This is a genomic window from candidate division WOR-3 bacterium, assembly GCA_039804025.1.
GTDB lineage: Bacteria > Hydrothermota > Hydrothermia > Hydrothermales > JAJRUZ01 > JBCNVI01.
The window spans coordinates 11,132-27,081 of the sequence record JBDRZP010000027.1 but is presented as its reverse complement, the minus strand read 5'-3'; the positions used below and the strand labels follow the sequence as shown (position 1 = coordinate 27,081).

At 31.4% G+C, this 15,950-nt stretch carries 15 protein-coding genes; 7 read left to right on the top strand and 8 right to left on the bottom strand.

The features are described from left to right. Nucleotides 1–107: 107 nt before the first annotated feature. Genes ispG through rplT form a run of 8 tightly spaced genes read right to left on the bottom strand, consistent with a single transcriptional unit; the run spans nt 108 to nt 8,282 of the window. Complete coding sequence (gene ispG, locus ABIN73_08875; protein MEO0269837.1) at nt 108–1,280, bottom strand: flavodoxin-dependent (E)-4-hydroxy-3-methylbut-2-enyl-diphosphate synthase; 1,173 nt, start codon at nt 1,278–1,280, stop codon at nt 108–110. A 3-nt stretch (nt 1,281–1,283) separates the two neighbouring features. After that, nucleotides 1,284–2,837 (bottom strand): ribonuclease Y, encoded by a 1,554-nt coding sequence (rny, locus tag ABIN73_08870; GenBank protein ID MEO0269836.1) that lies wholly within the window; start codon nt 2,835–2,837, stop codon nt 1,284–1,286. Beyond that, nucleotides 2,834–4,114, bottom strand: coding sequence for a replication-associated recombination protein A (locus tag ABIN73_08865; GenBank protein MEO0269835.1), 1,281 nt, complete (start codon nt 4,112–4,114; stop codon nt 2,834–2,836). Before ABIN73_08865 ends, rny begins: the two co-directional genes overlap by 4 nt. Before the next feature lie 26 nt (nt 4,115–4,140). Next, on the bottom strand, nt 4,141–4,404 hold the full coding sequence (gene zapA / locus ABIN73_08860; GenBank protein ID MEO0269834.1) for a cell division protein ZapA: 264 nt from the start codon (nt 4,402–4,404) through the stop codon (nt 4,141–4,143). A gap of 1 nt (nt 4,405) precedes the next feature. Next, a complete protein-coding gene (locus ABIN73_08855; GenBank protein MEO0269833.1) occupies nt 4,406–4,594 on the bottom strand; it encodes a hypothetical protein in 189 nt (62 codons plus the stop codon). A 36-nt stretch (nt 4,595–4,630) separates the two neighbouring features. Continuing rightward, nucleotides 4,631–6,955 carry a phenylalanine--tRNA ligase subunit beta gene (gene pheT / locus ABIN73_08850; GenBank protein MEO0269832.1) on the bottom strand — a complete coding sequence of 775 codons (2,325 nt, stop codon included), beginning with the start codon at nt 6,953–6,955 and terminating at the stop codon, nt 4,631–4,633. Beyond that, nucleotides 6,952–7,935 carry a phenylalanine--tRNA ligase subunit alpha gene (gene pheS, locus ABIN73_08845; GenBank protein ID MEO0269831.1) on the bottom strand — a complete coding sequence of 328 codons (984 nt, stop codon included), beginning with the start codon at nt 7,933–7,935 and terminating at the stop codon, nt 6,952–6,954. The genes pheT and pheS overlap by 4 nt, the downstream gene beginning before the upstream one ends. Continuing rightward, nucleotides 7,935–8,282: a 50S ribosomal protein L20 gene (rplT, locus tag ABIN73_08840; GenBank protein MEO0269830.1), complete on the bottom strand. Its 348-nt coding sequence runs from the start codon at nt 8,280–8,282 to the stop codon at nt 7,935–7,937. Before rplT ends, pheS begins: the two co-directional genes overlap by 1 nt. A gap of 110 nt (nt 8,283–8,392) precedes the next feature. Between rplT and ABIN73_08835 the strand changes: the two genes are divergently transcribed. The 7 genes from ABIN73_08835 to ABIN73_08805 all read left to right on the top strand — a co-directional run bounded on the left by ABIN73_08835 (nt 8,393) and on the right by ABIN73_08805 (nt 15,873). Beyond that, nucleotides 8,393–9,295: a patatin-like phospholipase family protein gene (locus tag ABIN73_08835; protein ID MEO0269829.1), complete on the top strand. Its 903-nt coding sequence runs from the start codon at nt 8,393–8,395 to the stop codon at nt 9,293–9,295. Nucleotides 9,296–9,350: 55 nt separating this feature from the next. Next, nucleotides 9,351–10,517, top strand: a complete 1,167-nt coding sequence (locus ABIN73_08830; GenBank protein MEO0269828.1) for an acyl-CoA dehydrogenase — start codon at nt 9,351–9,353, stop codon at nt 10,515–10,517. A gap of 9 nt (nt 10,518–10,526) precedes the next feature. Then, a complete protein-coding gene (gene sufU / locus ABIN73_08825) occupies nt 10,527–10,907 on the top strand; it encodes a Fe-S cluster assembly sulfur transfer protein SufU (protein ID MEO0269827.1) in 381 nt (126 codons plus the stop codon). A 34-nt stretch (nt 10,908–10,941) separates the two neighbouring features. Beyond that, complete coding sequence (locus ABIN73_08820; GenBank protein ID MEO0269826.1) at nt 10,942–11,976, top strand: DUF1028 domain-containing protein; 1,035 nt, start codon at nt 10,942–10,944, stop codon at nt 11,974–11,976. A gap of 110 nt (nt 11,977–12,086) precedes the next feature. After that, a complete protein-coding gene (locus ABIN73_08815) occupies nt 12,087–12,311 on the top strand; it encodes a hypothetical protein (GenBank protein ID MEO0269825.1) in 225 nt (74 codons plus the stop codon). Then, nucleotides 12,308–13,231, top strand: coding sequence for a hypothetical protein (locus ABIN73_08810; GenBank protein ID MEO0269824.1), 924 nt, complete (start codon nt 12,308–12,310; stop codon nt 13,229–13,231). Before ABIN73_08815 ends, ABIN73_08810 begins: the two co-directional genes overlap by 4 nt. Further along, nucleotides 13,228–15,873: an NHL repeat-containing protein gene (locus ABIN73_08805; protein MEO0269823.1), complete on the top strand. Its 2,646-nt coding sequence runs from the start codon at nt 13,228–13,230 to the stop codon at nt 15,871–15,873. Before ABIN73_08810 ends, ABIN73_08805 begins: the two co-directional genes overlap by 4 nt. Nucleotides 15,874–15,950: the final 77 nt, after the last annotated feature.

The window sequence follows — 15,950 nt, the reverse complement described above, 5'->3', positions numbered from 1 at the left end:
TTTTCTCTTATACCAAAAGTTGGGCCTATTTGAGAAAAAAGAAAATTAAAAGTGATTAAGAAAAATAGGAGTTTTTTATATAAAATTTTAAACATATCACCTCCTTTTTAGTTATTTTTGATAAAGTTTTCAATTTCATTTATAAGTTCCTCTTCTGCTTTTTCAATTTCAATACTCTTTTTAAACTTTCCTTTAACATAAATTGCAGCTTTTCTTTCACCAATACCTGGAAGGGAAAGACCAATATCAGCAAATTTCGATTCACCTGGACCATTAACAACACAACCCATTACAGCAACTTTTAAATTTTTATACCTATCATCTAACTTTGATTTTTCCTCGAGGTAGAGACTTACTTTTTCAGCAATTTCCCTAAAATAAGAGGATTTTGTTCTTCCACAACCTGGACAGGAGGTAATTTCTGCATTAAATCTTCTTAAACCAAGAGATTGTAAAATCTCCTTTGCCACCTCTACTTCTTTTGTTCTTTTCTCATTTAATTTAGGTGTTAAAGAAACCCTTATTGTATCACCTATACCCTTTAAAAGCAGACTACCTATGCCTATGGAGGAAGAAATAATACCTTTTAATCCTGAGCCGGCTTCTGTTAATCCGAGATGAAGGGCAAATTTTACCTTTTTTGCAAGCTTTTCATAAACATAAATAAGTTCGTTAACCTCAGAAACCTTGCAGGATAAAACAATTTTATTTTCCTTCAAACCAAGTTCTAAAGCTTTTTCAGCTGATAAAATTACCGATTCTACTGCAGTATCAAGTAAAACTCTTTTAAAATCATATGGTTTTTTTCTTTTTGAATTTAATTCCATATTTTTTGTAAGGAGGGATTTATCAATTGAACCCCAGTTTACACCAATTCTCACAGGTTTATCAAAATCAATTGCTATTTTTATCATCTCCACAAAGTTTTCCTCCTTTCCTGTTGTTCCTGGATTTATTCTGTATTTATCAAGCATCTCACTAACTTTTTTATATTTTCTTAAAAGTATATGGCCGTTAAAATGAAAATCACCGATAATCGGATTATTATAACCCTTATCCCTCAATATACTTATTATCTCAGGTATAGCCTTAGCAGCTTCCTCTGTATTTACAGTTATTCTTACCATTTCACTGCCAGCCTCAATAAGTTCAATCACCTCTTTAACTGTGTTTTCTACATCTGAAGTTTGTGTATCTGTCATAGATTGTATAACAGGAGGTCTTCCCCCACCTATTATTACATTTCCGATTTTAACTTCTATTGATTTTCTTTTTTTCAAATTTTACCTCGCAAAACTTATAGCTCTTACTTCCCTTATAACAGTTACTTTAATCTGACCAGGAAACTTTACCTCTTCCTCTATTTTCTTTGCAATGGTTCTTGAAAGTTCAAAAGCCTCTGCATCAGAGACTCTTTCAGACTGGACAATAATTCTCAATTCCCTACCAGCTTGGAGTGCATAAGCTTTTTCAACTCCATCAAAGGAAGTAGCAATTTCTTCAAGTTTTTCTATTCTTTTTATATATGCCTCAACAGTTTCCCTTCTTGCTCCTGGTCTTGAACCTGAAATAGCATCAGCTGCTGCTATAAGAGGACCATAAGGGGATTCAGGTTCAACATCCTCATGATGGGAAGCTATTGCATTTGCTACAAGATCACTTTCTCCATATCTCTTTGCTATCTGTGCACCTATAAGAGCATGAGGACCCTCGTATGAAGGATCAGCAACTTTTCCAATATCATGTAAAAGAGCAGCTCTTTTTGCAATCTCTACATCTAAATCAAGCTCACCTGCTATCATACCTGCAAGTTGTGCAACTTCTTTTGAATGAAGAAGAAGGTTCTGACCAAAGGAGGACCTAAATTTCAACTTTCCAACATACCTTAAAAGTTCTGGATGCATCCCTCTTAAACCAAGTTCAAGAATAGTTTCCTCACCTATTATTCTAATATATTCATGAAATTCTTCCTCAGTTCTTTTAACAACTTCTTCAATTCTTGCAGGGTGAATTCTTCCGTCTGCAATAAGTCTTTCCATTGAGATTCTCGCAATTTCCCTTCTTTCAGGGTCAAAGGAAGATAAAATAACAGCACCAGGTGTATCATCAACAATCACTTCAACACCTGTAAGAGATTCAAAGGTTCTAATATTTCTACCTTCCCTTCCTATAATTCTACCTTTTATTTCATCAGAGGCAAGGGGTATAACTGTAACAGAGGATTCTGAGGAGACCTGTGAAGCAAGTCTCTGCATAGCTGTAATTATAATTTTTGTTGCCTCCCTTTGAGCATTCTGTTTTGCTTCCTCTCTTATTCTATGAATAAGCTGAGCACCTTCAAGTCTTGCTTCTGCTTCAATAATTTTAAAAAGTTCCCTTTTTGCCTGTTCACGTGTCATTCCAGATATTTCCTCCAATTTTTTCATTTCCTCAGTTAATGTCTGATCTAACCTTTCCATTTTTGATCTTAAAATTCTTTCCTTTTCAGAAATCTCCTTTTCTTTTATTTTAAGTTCCTCTTCCTTTCTTAAAATAAGTTCTGCTTTTCTTTCTATCTGGTACTCTTTATCTTGCAACTCCTTTTTGAATTTTTCCAATTCCCTTCTTGCTTTTGCATACTGTAAATCAACCTTTTCCCTCTCCTTCCTCGCAATCTCTTCAGCCTCAGATTTTGCTTTTGCTATAATTTCTTCCCTCATTCTTTTTGCTTCCTCTATAATGGATTTAGCATCTTCTTTCTTCTTTTTTAAAGAATTCTCTATAATATATTTTGAAACAACATAACCCGTTATAATTCCTGAAAGCAGAGAAAAAATAAAGATAATTAAGAGTATCATGTTTCACCTCCTTCTTTATATTTATATCTTTTATATCTTATTTCTTTGAGTTTCAAAAGTAAATCTTTTTCCTTACCGATTCCCTTTAAAAAAACAATAGGGTAAAATTCTTTCATATATTTTTGATAGATAGCTTCAGGGTCTGAGTGGGGGTAAAGATAACCAATCCCCCTTCCAAGTTCTTTTGCTGAAGGATAATGAGAGTCCCTTAAATGTAAAGGGACCTCACTTATTTTTTTCTCACTTACATATTTTTTTGCATTTGACATAGATATTAATACACTATTTGATTTTGACGCAAGAGAAAGGTAAATTGTTCCCATACTTAAAAAAAACTCGCCCTCAGGTAATCCAACCATTTCAAAAGCATTTGCAAGAGAAGTTATTAAAACTATTGCATAAGGATCAGATAACCCCACATCTTCACAAGCAAAAATAAGCATTCTCCTAAAAATAAATCTTGGGTCCTCACCTGCTTCAAGCATTCTAAAAAGATAATAAAGAGCTGCATCTGCATCAGAACCCCTCATTGATTTAATATAGGCTGAAATAAAATCATAGTGTTCGTCTTGCTTTTTATCATACCTGAAATAGAACTTGAAATTCTCAAGGTCTTCCAATTTAATTTCCCCCTTAGCACTCTTTGACTCAATTAGAATTTCAAGTAAATTAAGGGACCTTCTTGCATCTCCTTCGGAAAAATTTGCTAATTTTAAAAGAACTTCTTCTTTTACCTCAATCTCAGGATATTCTTTTAAAGCTCTTTTTAAAATCTTAACTAAATCTTCTTCAGAAAGGGGTTTAAATTCAAAAACATAAGTCCTTGAAATAAGAGCTTTATCAAGAACAAAAAAGGGATTTAAAACAAGAGCACCAATAAAAATAATTTTCCCTTCTTCTACTGATGAAAGGAGAATTTCCTGTTGCAAGCGATTAAACCTGTGAATTTCATCTATAAATAAAAGGGATGCCTTACCTTTTGTTTTTAAATACCTCTCTGCTTCCTCTAATATTTTTTTTACTTCCTTAACACCACAAGTTGAAGCATTTAAATGATAAAAAGGAACATCTATATATCTTGCAATTAATTTTGCAAGACTTGTTTTTCCTACTCCTGGCGGACCGTAAAATATGGAAGAAAATAACTTACCCTTTTCAAGTAATTTTCTTAAAGGGGCGTTTTCCCCAATTATATGTTCTTGTCCTACAAACTCCTCTAAGGTTTTTGGTGAAACACGCCAGGCTAAAGGAACAAAATCCCTTTTTTCTCTTTCCATAAAAAGCATTTTTCATCTCCTTCATTTTATATATTTTCTATCCTCCTGATTAAACTATAAACTTTTTTTTTCGCTAAATCAAATTTTTTTTCACAAAAATATACCTTTTCAGCAAGAGAAAGAAGAGCTAAAATACTTATAACCTCAAAATCAGGAGTCACAGTACTCTTTTCACTTTCAAGAAGGATGTTATTGACTATATTCACAACATTTTTTAAATCCTCATCAGATAAATCTGTTCTTACTTCATATTTTTTACCTCTTATCACAACTTCCCTTATCCTTTCCAATTTAACTCTCTATCTCTTTTATCTTATTAACAAGACTCTCAATCCTTGCAAGAACAGTATTCAATTTTTCCTTTAATTCAGCATTTTCCTTTTCAAGATGCTGAACCTTCTCCTTATAATCTTTAAATTCTTTAAGTTTTAAAATAAGTTCCTCAATTTTGTTTTCAAGCATAATCAAAATTTCATCCATCCAGTTCCTCCTTAAACCCAAAGGGGGAATAGAACCCTATCCCCTTAACCTATATCCTGTTTTTTCTTCTATATATTTTACTATTTTTTCTACCTCTTTGTCCACATCCCTTTCAGTTAGAGTTTTATCCATACTTCTGAAAAATACTCTGAAAGTAAAATTTTTTTCTCCTTCCTTTAAGGGCTTCCCTTTATAAACATCAAAAAGAATAAACCTTTCAATTAAAGTTTCACTTTTTAACTCCTTTAAAGCCTTGATTAATTCCTGAGCTTTTATTTCTTCTGAACCAACAAAAGAAAGATCCCTCGAAAGAGAAGGATATAAAGGAAGTGGTTTAAAAACTAAAGTATCCTTTAACTTTATTTTATCAAGGGAAATTTCAGAATAAACACTTTGGGCTTTTAAATCATAATATTTTAAAATTTCCTCCTTTACCTCTCCTATAAAGCCTACTTCTTTATCATCTATTATAATTTTTGCACCATACTCAAAAAAGGGAAAATTCTCCTCAATAAAATACAAACTGTCCTCAAAATTCTCAAAAAAACTTTCTAAAATTCCCTTTAATTCAAAATAGGGTTCAACTTCTTTACCTTTTAACCAGTTTTCCTCCTTTACATCTGCTAAAAGTAAACCCAGTTTCTTTTCTTCACTATAATCTTCATAAAAAACCTTACCTATTTCAAAAAGTTTCTGAATTTTCTCATTTTTTCTTAAATTGTTTTTTAAGGAAAAAAGAAGAGAGGGTAAAAGAGAAGGTCTTAAAACAGAAAATCTTTCAGAAAGGGGATTTTTTATTTTTAAATATTTTTCAGAAAATAAATTTGCCTCCTTTTCTTCAATTAAAGAAATATTGACACATTCAAGAAATCCCTCACCTTTAAAATGCTCCCTTATCCTGTCCTCTGTAACATCTCTTTTTCCTACAAAGGAAGAAACTTCTTCTGCCTCTGATTTAAAATTTTCATAACCATAAATTCTTGCAACCTCTTCTATCAAATCTTCCTCAATCTCAATATCCCTTCTGAAACTTGGAATCTCTGCCTCTAAAATACCATTATTTAAATTAGATTTTATATAGAGCCTTTCAAGAATTTCTTTTGATTTTTCAAGAGAAAATTCATTCCCAAGAATTTTTTTTAATTTTTCCTCTTTTAAAAAAACTTTTTTCTTTTTATATTCCTTTTTTATAACATCAATAGGTTTAAAGGGAATACCACCTGATGTTTCAAGAATTAAATCCCTTAATCTACAAGCTGCGTAATAAACCATTTCAAAATCAGCACCCCTTTCAAACCTGTAAGAGGATTCTGTCTGAATATTAAGTTTTTTACCTGTTTTTCTTATATTTATCTTTTCAAAAAAGGCACTCTCACATAAAATATCTCTTGTATCTTCCCTTACTCCTGATTCTTCACCACCTATTACACCTGCAATTGCAAGGGGCTTTTCTTTATCAGCAATAACCATAACCTCTTCATCCAGTTCCCTCAATTTTGAATCAAGACATAAAATTTTCTCTCCCCTTTTAGCATTTCTTACTATAATTTTTTCTCTAATTTTATTTAAATCAAAAGCATGTAAGGGGTGACCTGTCTCAAGCATCACATAGTTTGTAGCATCAACAACTGAATTTATTGCTCTTATTCCACATAAATTTAACCTGTATTTTATTTTTGAAGGACTTTCCTTTACTTTTATATCTTTAATAATTAAACCCACATATCTATCACATGGAGCATTTTCTTCAATTTCAATTTTAAAATTTATTTCCTCTTCTTTAATTTTCTTAATTTCAGGTATTTTTAATTCAAGATTTAAATACGCAGAAAGATCTCTTGCAATTCCAATTACAGAAAGTAAATCAGGTCTATTTGGGTAAATTTCAAGGTCATAAATGTAATCATTTAATCCAAGAATTTCTAAAGGGTCATCCTCTAAACTTACCTTTTCATCAAGAAAAATAACTGTTTCACTTTTATCAGCAAGAGAAAGTTCCTCCTCTGAAACAATTGTGCCATGAGATTCTTCTCCTCCTATAATTTTTTCTTCAACAATATAATCTTTCAGGAGAGTTCCTTTTGGTGCAAAGATAACTTTTTTACCTTTTTCAAGGAGAGGGGCTCCTGAAATTGTTTTAAAGTTTCCCTTTTTTGTTCTTAAATTTAAAACAAAAAGATTATCTTTCTTTTTATGCTTCTCAATACCTTCAATTATTGCAACCATTAAATTTTCTTTTCCTTTTCTAAAATCAGTGAACTCTTCAACAGGCATTCCGAGTTTTCCAAAAATTTCTAAAAGCTCCTTTGGAGAAATATTTAAATCAACATATTCTTTTAACCAATTATATGTTACCTTCATATTGAAAATTGCTTTAGAAAACTTCTTTCATTTTCATAGAAAAGTCTTATATCAGGTATTTTGTATTTAACCATAACAAGTCTTTCAACACCCATTCCAAAAGCGTATCCATTCCACTCTTCAGGATCAATGTTACAATTTTTTAAAACATTCGGGTGAACCATTCCGCAACCTGCAATTTCAAGAAATCTTTTTCCTTCACCTGTATCCCACAATATGGAAACTTCAGCAGAGGGCTCTGTAAAGGGAAAGTAAGATGGTTCAAATTTTATTTCAAGATCCTTCTTTTCAAAATATTCTTTCAGAAATAGCTCAACTGTTCCCTTTAAATTTGAAAAGCTTACATTTTTATTAATGTAAAGCCCTTCCACCTGATGGAATACAGGAGAATGGGAAGCATCAAAGTTATCACGTCTATAGACCCTACCAGGTGCTATTATTCTTATTGGAGGTTTTTTTCTTAACATTACCCTTATTTGAATTGGTGAGGTGTGGGTTCTTAATAAAAATCCTTTTCTTTCAAGAAAAAGGGTTGCCTGCATATCCCTTGCAGGATGCCACTCAGGAATGTTTAATGCTTCAAAATTATTAAACTCAGTCTCAATCTCAGGACCAGTTTCTACTTCAAAGGAAAGTCCAACAAAAATTTCCTCTATTCTTTTAATTTCCTCTTTTAAAATATGTAAAAAACCTCTCTTTTTTAATAAACCCGGTAAAGTTGGGTCTATATCCTTTTTCTTTTTAATCTCAAATTCTTTTTTTCTTAACTCTATTTCCTTTTCAATAAAATCTTTTACTTCATTTAATAACTTTCCCCATTCCTTTCTCTTTTCAGGCTCAACATCTTTTAGTTTTTCAAAGGATTCTTTTAAAATTCCCTTTCTGCCAAGATATTTAATTCTTATTTCTTCTAAATCCTCTTTATTTTTTACTCTTTCTAAATCTCTTTTAACTTCTTCTTTGAGTTTTTCAATTTCCATCAACCTGCCATAGCTTTTTCAACAATCTCTTTAAAACTTTCTGGCTCATTAACTGCAAGATAGGCTAACATTTTTCTATTTAATAAAATACCCTTCTCTTTTAAATTGTGAATAAAATCACTGTATTTAACACCAAGATTTCTGCAAGCTGCATTTATTCTTGCTATCCACAGTCTCCTAAATTCTCTCTTTTTCTCTTTTCTGTGTCTGTAAGCATATCTTAAGGATTTTAAAACTGCCTCATTAGCCTTTCTAAAGGTTTTACTTTTTTGTCCGTAATAACCTTTTGCCATTTCCCTTATTTTTTTATGTCTTCTCCTTGTTTTAGGTCCGCTTTTAACTCGCATTTTTTACCTCCTTTTGGCTAAATATTTTTAAAATTAAAGTTTAAGAGTTTATTATATCTTATTTTTTTATTTATTTCAAATTTTTTTTGAACTTATAATAATAAGCAAAAATGAGAAAAATTTTTTCAAAAAGACCTTTTTTTTCTTTTTCTCTATCTGGTGGCGGTGCAAGGGGTTTAGTTCATATTGGTTTTTTAAAGGCAATGGAAGAAGAAGGTATAAAACCCGAATGTATTGGGGGAACAAGTATTGGAGGAATTATAGGAATTCTTTACTCTTATAAACTTTCTTGGAAATTTGTTTATGATAAAATAAAAGAAAGCATTGAAAGGGGAATTCTAAAAAAACTTGGTTTTGATGTTTTTACAAGGGAAGAAAAGAATATTTTTAAGAGAATACATGATGCCATAGTTGAAAGAATAAATCTTGCAAAAGCTTTTTTATCAGAATCAGTTATCCCCTTTAAAGAGACCTATGAAGCAGCAGAAGAAATTTTCGGGGATCTAAGATTTGAAGATTTAAAAATAAAAACTTTTGTTACCTCCTTTGACCTTGTTAAAGGAGAATACATTTATATAGATAAAGGTTTTATAAAGGATGCAGTAATTGCAACATCAGCAATTCCTGGATTTTTGCCACCTCTTAAAAAGGAAGGAAGAATTTTAGTTGATGGTGGTGTAATCTCAAATTCACCAGTATATTTTTTGAAAAAATTATATAATCCAAGGTTTATAATAATTTCACGAGTTAAAAATGAAATTGAACCCAAAAAAGATTTTAGAGGTGGTTATGAATTCTACCAGAGAATTTTACAGTTTCACAGGGTTTATTTTGAAGAAAGAGAAATTAAAGAATCCGATTTTCTTATTACCTTTGATACACAGAATTTATCCTGGGCTGATTTTGATAAAATAGACGAATTTGTTGAAAAGGGCTATTTAATAACAAAAGCCAATATAAATAAAATAAAAAGAAAAATTTTAAAAAAGAAAATTTTATTCTGGACCTCTTAAATCAATATAATTAAATTTTTAAAGGTTCTATTCCTTTCTAAAAAAACTAATTAATATGGATTTTGAACTTAAAGAAGAACATAAAATGATAAGGGATATGGTTAGAGATTTTGTTAAAAATGAGATAGAACCAATTGCCAATAAGATTGACGAAGAAGAAATTTTTCCAGAAGAAAATATAAAAAAAATGGGGGAACTGGGATTAATGGGAATGGAAATACCTGAAGAATACGGTGGTGCTGGAATGGATTCATTATCCTATGCAATTGCTGTAGAGGAAATATCAAGGGTTTGTCCAGCTCATGGAGTTATTATGTCTGTTAATAATTCCCTTTTCTGTTATGGAATTTATAAATTTGGAACAGATGAACAGAAAAAGAAAATTTTACCTATAATAGCAAGAGGTGAGAGAATTGGAGCCTTTTCCTTAACTGAGCCTCATGCAGGAAGTGATGCTTCAAATTTAAAAACAAGAGCAATAAAAAAAGGGAATGAATATGTAATTAATGGGAAAAAAGTATGGGTTACAAACGGTTCTCATGCTAAATATATTTTACTTTTTGCTGTTACTGAACCTGAAAAAAAACATCATGGGATAACATGTTTTATTGTAGATACTGAAAAAAAGGGAATTATAAAATCACCGCCTGAAAAAAAACTCGGTATAAGGGCAGCTTACTCCTGTGAATTAACCTTTGAGGATTATGTAATTACTGAAGATATGAGGCTCGGTAATGAAGGAGAGGGTTTTAAAATTGCGATGAGTGTTTTAGATGCTGGAAGAATAGGAATAGCAGCTCAGGCAGTTGGAATTGCTCAAGGTGCTTTTGAACATGCAGTTAAATTTTCCTTTGAGAGGGAAACATTTGGTAAAAAGCTTTATGAGCATCAAGCAATTCAGTTTTATCTTGCCGAAATGAGAACAAGGATTGAGGCAGCAAGGCTTTTAACTTATAAAGCAGCCTATTTAAAACAAATGGGGGAAAGATTTTCTGAGTGGTCATCAATGGCTAAACTTTACGCATCAGAAACAGCAATGTGGGTTACAGATAAAGCTCTTCAGATTCATGGGTCTCTGGGTTATTCAAGGGAACATGATATTCAGAGGTTATTCAGGGCTGCAAAGGTTACTGAGATTTATGAAGGAACAAGCGAAATACAGAAAATTGTGATAGCAAGAAATATAATAAATGAAATGAAAAATTTTTATGAAAAGGTTTAAAATTAAAAAATGATTGAAGAAATTTACGAAATTATACTTGATCACTATAAGAACCCCAGAAATTATGGAGAAATTGTAAAGCCTGATATAGAATACGAAGGGGGCAATCCCTATTGTGGTGATGAAATAAAAATGCAGTTTAAGATAAGAGATGGTGTTATTGAGGATGTAAAGTTTAAAGGAAGGGGTTGTGCAATTTCTCAAGCTGCTGCTTCTATTCTTACAGAATATATAAAAGGCAAAAAAATTGAAGAACTGAAAAATTATACAAAAGAGGAACATTTAAAAAGCATTGGAATTGAACTTTCTCCTGTAAGGATGAAATGTGCTCTTTTATCTTACGAAATACTTAAAATTGCCCTCTTTGGTGAAGGGGAAATAGGAAAATAATCTTTTTAAAATTCTTTAAAGGGAGGCATAAAATATGAAGTTCTTAATTTCACTTATTTTTTCTATAAAGGGAGAAACAAACACTTTTTCAATTGTGGCTATGGATCCTGAGACAGAGGAATGGGGAATTGCTGTTGCTTCAAGAGTTTTTGATGTAGGGTATATTGTGCCATGGCTTGAGGCAAATGTAGGTGCTGTTGCTACCCAGGCCCTTTCTAATCCCTATTTTGGTCCATGGGCACTTGAACTTTTAAGAAAAGGTAAAAAGGCTGATGAAGTTTTAAAAATAATTCTTGAAAGAGATACTTCACCTCAGGATAGACAAGTTGGAATTGTTGATAGATGGGGAAATTCTGCTTCTTTTACAGGTAAATCAACAATATTCTGGGCAGGTCACAAAAATAAAATGTATGTTGCTGTTCAGGGTAATATTCTTGTAAGTGAAAAAGTTATTGATACAATGCTCATTGTTTTTGAAAACACAAAGGGGTTACCACTTGCTGAAAGGCTTCTTTTAGCTCTTGAGGCTGGTGAAGCAAAAGGAGGAGATAAAAGAGGTAAACAATCTGCTGCTTTGTATGTTGTAAGGAAAAGGGGTGGATATGAGGGTGTTGATAATAGGCTCCTTGATTTAAAAGTTGTTGATAATCCTGAGCCAGTTAAGGAACTTAAAAGGCAGTATGAAATGTGGCAATTTGTTTTTCTTGCTCCTGCTTATTTAAGGCTTTCTAAGGAAGAAAAGAAAAAGGAAAGGATTTTTCTTGAAAGAGCACATGAACTTTTAAAGAAGGCATTAAAAAGTGATATTAAATCTCCAGAAGTTTACAATTCTCTTGCCTGGGAATTTGCTTTGAGAAAGGTTTATCCTGAGGAGACGATAGAACTTGCTAAAAGGGCATTAGAACTTGATCCAGATGACCCGAATATAATGGATACATTAGCAGAGGCATATTTTGCAGCAGGTGATTATGAGAAGGCAATTTACTGGGAAAAGAAAGCCCTTGAAAAAGAACCCGAAAATGAATTTTTTAAAAAACAATTAAAAAAGTTTGAAAAAAGGAGAAAGTAAGGTCTTAATTTTGCTCTGTTTTATAGAAACTTGATTTTTTGAAAAAAAAAGTATAATTTATTATGAGGGGTTCAGGATTTAATAAAATGGTATTTATTATTTATACTATTATGATTTTTTATTTTTGTGGAACGAAAAAAGAAGGGGCAGAGCAAGGTCCAGGAAATGGTGTGTGGCACATAATAGGAGCTCCATCAAGGGATCACACTCATACTATTGATGTAAGTTTACCTGCAATTTTAGATACACCATACACTCCTTTTTTGATATATGCTGGTTTTGATACTGCGAAACTTGACACAGCTATAAGGAAAAAAAGGGAGGATGATGAATGATAAATTTTTTACTTTTATTCACCTTGTTAAAACATTCCCTCTCTCTAAGAGGGGGAATTTTTGAAAGAAAAAAAGAGTATTATAAAGAAGAAGAAATACTCTTCTACGCTGTATTAAAGAATATCTCCGAAAATCCTGTTACCATATTTTTGCCGTGGATGTGGTCTTACTTACCCCTTCCAAACTTTACCTGTATATGGTTAGATATCTATGATGAAGATGGAAAAATTGTTTTTGATCCATCTATTGAGTATTTTAGACCCTTCATGCCCAAACCTAATGAAAAATCTGCCGGAGCCTGGAAGTGGGTGAATAACTTTAAATACACTTTAATGCCTAAGGATTCTGTTTTCATTTTTGGGAGTTCCAAAGATCTCGTTTTTAATTTTAAAAAAACATACTACTTCAAAAGAATTATTTTAGTAACAGAAGATAAAAATCTTTCATACTGGGGATTTCATGTTGAGGATTTAGAGTATGAGGTAAACGATACCATAAGGTTTAAAAGTATAGAAGACCCTGAACTTAGTAAAATTGTTAGAATACTTTCCTTTGGTCTATGGATAGAAGGTAAAGGATATTTTAAATACTCAGAATCGGATTTAAAGGAGTTTATAAAAAAATACAGAAAAACAGAATTTCTTCCCCTTTTTTATTATAAACTCTGCGAAATTTATGTAAAGGAAAGAAGAATAAATGAGATTATTTCAATACTTGATACATTATTTACCTATTATCCAAAATCACAGTATACTTTAATAACTTACGGCTACGTTAGTCAAATGGAAGATGAAAAAAGTAAAATTGTTTACGATTATATTGAGAAGAAATATTCAGATAACCCGATCCTTGAAATGGATAGAAAAGATGCAGGAAAAATAATATGGGATAAATTAACAAAAAAAGGAAGGGCAAAATGAATTTTTTACTTTTATTTTTTCTTATATTTACTTTAAAGGATAAAAAAAGGGATATTGTGCCTTATGAATTGAAAAAATTCCATATCAATGAAATATCCCTTACTCCTTACCCATTAATTAAATCTCCTCTCTTTACTGAAAATAAGGACTATTTAAAAATATTAAAAAATCCACAAGCAAAACTTACTCCCATTCCACTTGTTACAGAGCCACAGAGAATTGACAAATTCTGCAAGGAAATTGCTTGCCAGATTTATAAAGGATGTGAATTCTTTTTTCTCCCCTATAATATCTGTGTAATTGAAACACCGGTAGGGAAAATGATTTTTGTAACAGATTATAAAGTAAGAATCTGCTTCACTTTTGAAGGAGCGGAAGATATTGGATGGTTTGGAGAATCTGGAACACAGCCCCACCAGTTTAAAGGAAATATAGACATTGATGGTAAATTCCCCTATTTTTATATATCTGACCCCGGAAACGGGAGAATATCAATGTGGGAAATAAAAATTTTAGAAATCCCTGTATCCTGGGGAAAAATTAAAATACCGGTTCCTTATTTCCTTAAAACTTTTGGGGAAGGTATATTGATAACACCATGGGGTATTGATTACTCTGATAATGGAACACCAGAAATTCAGGAAGATGATAAACTTTTTGTAACTGATATGTCTAAAAGAAAAATATTTAAATTCACATATGATGGAATAGTTGTTGATTCCTTTGGAAAATATGGATATGTATGTGGATCTCCAAGGAGATGGGGAGAAATGTTATTTTTTGTAGCACCACAGGATGTTGTTGTGGGAAAAGAAAACGGTGTAAATAATAATATAATATATGTATCTGACCCGGGAAATGGGAGAATTGTAATGTTTAAAGACTCATCAGGTGTAAAAAAAATTATAAATTCCTTCAATTTTTTTGAAAAAAGAAGAAGAATAGGTAAAAGGCACGGGCTTCCTTTTATGATTGATGTTGATGATGCAGGATTTGTGTATGCATCAGTTAGACACGATAAAATAATTAAATTTTATCCTGATTTAAGTGATACTGTATGGACATATGGAGAAAATGGAATAGGACTGGGGAAATTTGACTATTTAACAGGAATCCATATTTATAAAGATAAACTGTTTGCAGCGGAAAAATGGGGTCCAAAATCAGGAATAATGGCTTTTCAGATAGGAGAAATAACTGATAACATACCCCCTGAATGTAAAATTATATCACCTCCTGATAGCACATTTGTAAATGGAAAAATAAAAATATGCGGAAGAGTAAAGGATAATTCCTATCTAAAATACTATTACATATGGATAAAAAATACTAAGGATTCTTTAGTTTATGCATCATTTGGAACACAAGAAAAAATAAATGAACCACTTGCAATTTTTAATGCTGACTCAGTTGAAGAAGGATTATATAAAATCATTCTTATAGCAAGTGATTTTTCCAATAACATTTCTACCGATGAAATCCTTATATATGCTGGTGAACCAAAACCAGTGCTTAAAATTGGTGAAAAAGGACTTAATCCTTCACAATTAAGACTCCCATGTGATGTAGCAGTTGATTCTCAATTCATATATATTGCTGACTCTCAAAATGACAGAGTTCAGAAATTCAATAAATATGGCAATTTTATTTTAACATTTGGAAAACACGGAAAAAATAAAGGTGAATTCATTCAACCCGATTTCATATCTTATTACAAAAATAAACTCTTTGTATCCGATAGAAATAATTCAAGAATTGAAATTTTCGATTTAGAAGGCAATTACCTTTCTGAATTCGGTGGTCCAAATATATTTAACCAAACTGGTGGTGTTTCTTTTGATAAAAATGGAAATATCTATGTTTCGGATATACATCACCACAGAATAAATGTTTTTGACCAGCAGGGTAATTATATAAGATCATTTGGTGAATATGGAGATACAACTGGAAAACTTAACCAGCCCCACGGTATTTTTGTTCTTGATACTTTAATATACATTGCAAACAGACAGAATAACAGAGTAGAAGTTTTTAATATTAATGGAAAATTTAAAAAAACAATAGGAAAGGAAGGCGTAGAGCGAGGTGAATTCTCTCATCCTTATGATATTGTAATAGATATGGATAGCTCCCTTTATGTCTCAGATCAGCATAATAACAGAATTCAGAAGTTTGATAAATTCGGAAATGTTTTATTAAACATTTATGGAAAGAAATTAGAAAATGGTTTAAAACAGCCCAAGGGTTTATCAATAGATAAAAAATTCCTTTATGTAACTGATACATATAATGATAGAGTAGTTCTTTTCCCTCTCAAAATAGGATACAGTATTGATAGTCTTGCCAAATATGATGTAAAACCGGGTGATATGATAATCGTATACGAAGATGGAAAAATTTATTTTGTATTAAATATTCAAGAGGAAAAAGGTATTAAAAGATTAGGCGGTATTACAAAAAGTTTTGTTGAACTTAGCATTGTTGATGTTTCAGGAAGAAAAATTGATTATTTAATAAAGGGCTTCTATCCCCCTGGCAAAATCAGAATAAAATTAGATAAAAAAATTCCTTCGGGTGCTTATTTTATAGAGGGCAAAATATCACAAAATAAAATAAGAAAAAAATTTGTATTTTTGAAATAAAGAAATACTGCTGAAGCAAAAAATTTTCTTTATCCATTAATCTTTTATAACTATATCATATTTTAATGCTCACTTAG

What these genes read in the sequence shown, in the direction of transcription:
- rny (MEO0269836.1), bottom strand. Translation starts at nt 2,837, where the DNA reads ATGATACTCTTAATTATCTTTATTTTTTCTCTGCTTTCAGGAATTATA.
- ABIN73_08865 (MEO0269835.1), bottom strand. Translation starts at nt 4,114, where the DNA reads ATGGAAAGAGAAAAAAGGGATTTTGTTCCTTTAGCCTGGCGTGTTTCA.
- ABIN73_08855 (MEO0269833.1), bottom strand. Translation starts at nt 4,594, where the DNA reads ATGGATGAAATTTTGATTATGCTTGAAAACAAAATTGAGGAACTTATT.
- pheT (MEO0269832.1), bottom strand. Translation starts at nt 6,955, where the DNA reads ATGAAGGTAACATATAATTGGTTAAAAGAATATGTTGATTTAAATATT.
- pheS (MEO0269831.1), bottom strand. Translation starts at nt 7,935, where the DNA reads ATGGAAATTGAAAAACTCAAAGAAGAAGTTAAAAGAGATTTAGAAAGA.
- rplT (MEO0269830.1), bottom strand. Translation starts at nt 8,282, where the DNA reads ATGCGAGTTAAAAGCGGACCTAAAACAAGGAGAAGACATAAAAAAATA.
- ABIN73_08835 (MEO0269829.1), top strand. Translation starts at nt 8,393, where the DNA reads ATGAGAAAAATTTTTTCAAAAAGACCTTTTTTTTCTTTTTCTCTATCT.
- ABIN73_08830 (MEO0269828.1), top strand. Translation starts at nt 9,351, where the DNA reads ATGGATTTTGAACTTAAAGAAGAACATAAAATGATAAGGGATATGGTT.
- sufU (MEO0269827.1), top strand. Translation starts at nt 10,527, where the DNA reads ATGATTGAAGAAATTTACGAAATTATACTTGATCACTATAAGAACCCC.
- ABIN73_08820 (MEO0269826.1), top strand. Translation starts at nt 10,942, where the DNA reads ATGAAGTTCTTAATTTCACTTATTTTTTCTATAAAGGGAGAAACAAAC.
- ABIN73_08815 (MEO0269825.1), top strand. Translation starts at nt 12,087, where the DNA reads ATGATTTTTTATTTTTGTGGAACGAAAAAAGAAGGGGCAGAGCAAGGT.
- ABIN73_08810 (MEO0269824.1), top strand. Translation starts at nt 12,308, where the DNA reads ATGATAAATTTTTTACTTTTATTCACCTTGTTAAAACATTCCCTCTCT.
- ABIN73_08805 (MEO0269823.1), top strand. Translation starts at nt 13,228, where the DNA reads ATGAATTTTTTACTTTTATTTTTTCTTATATTTACTTTAAAGGATAAA.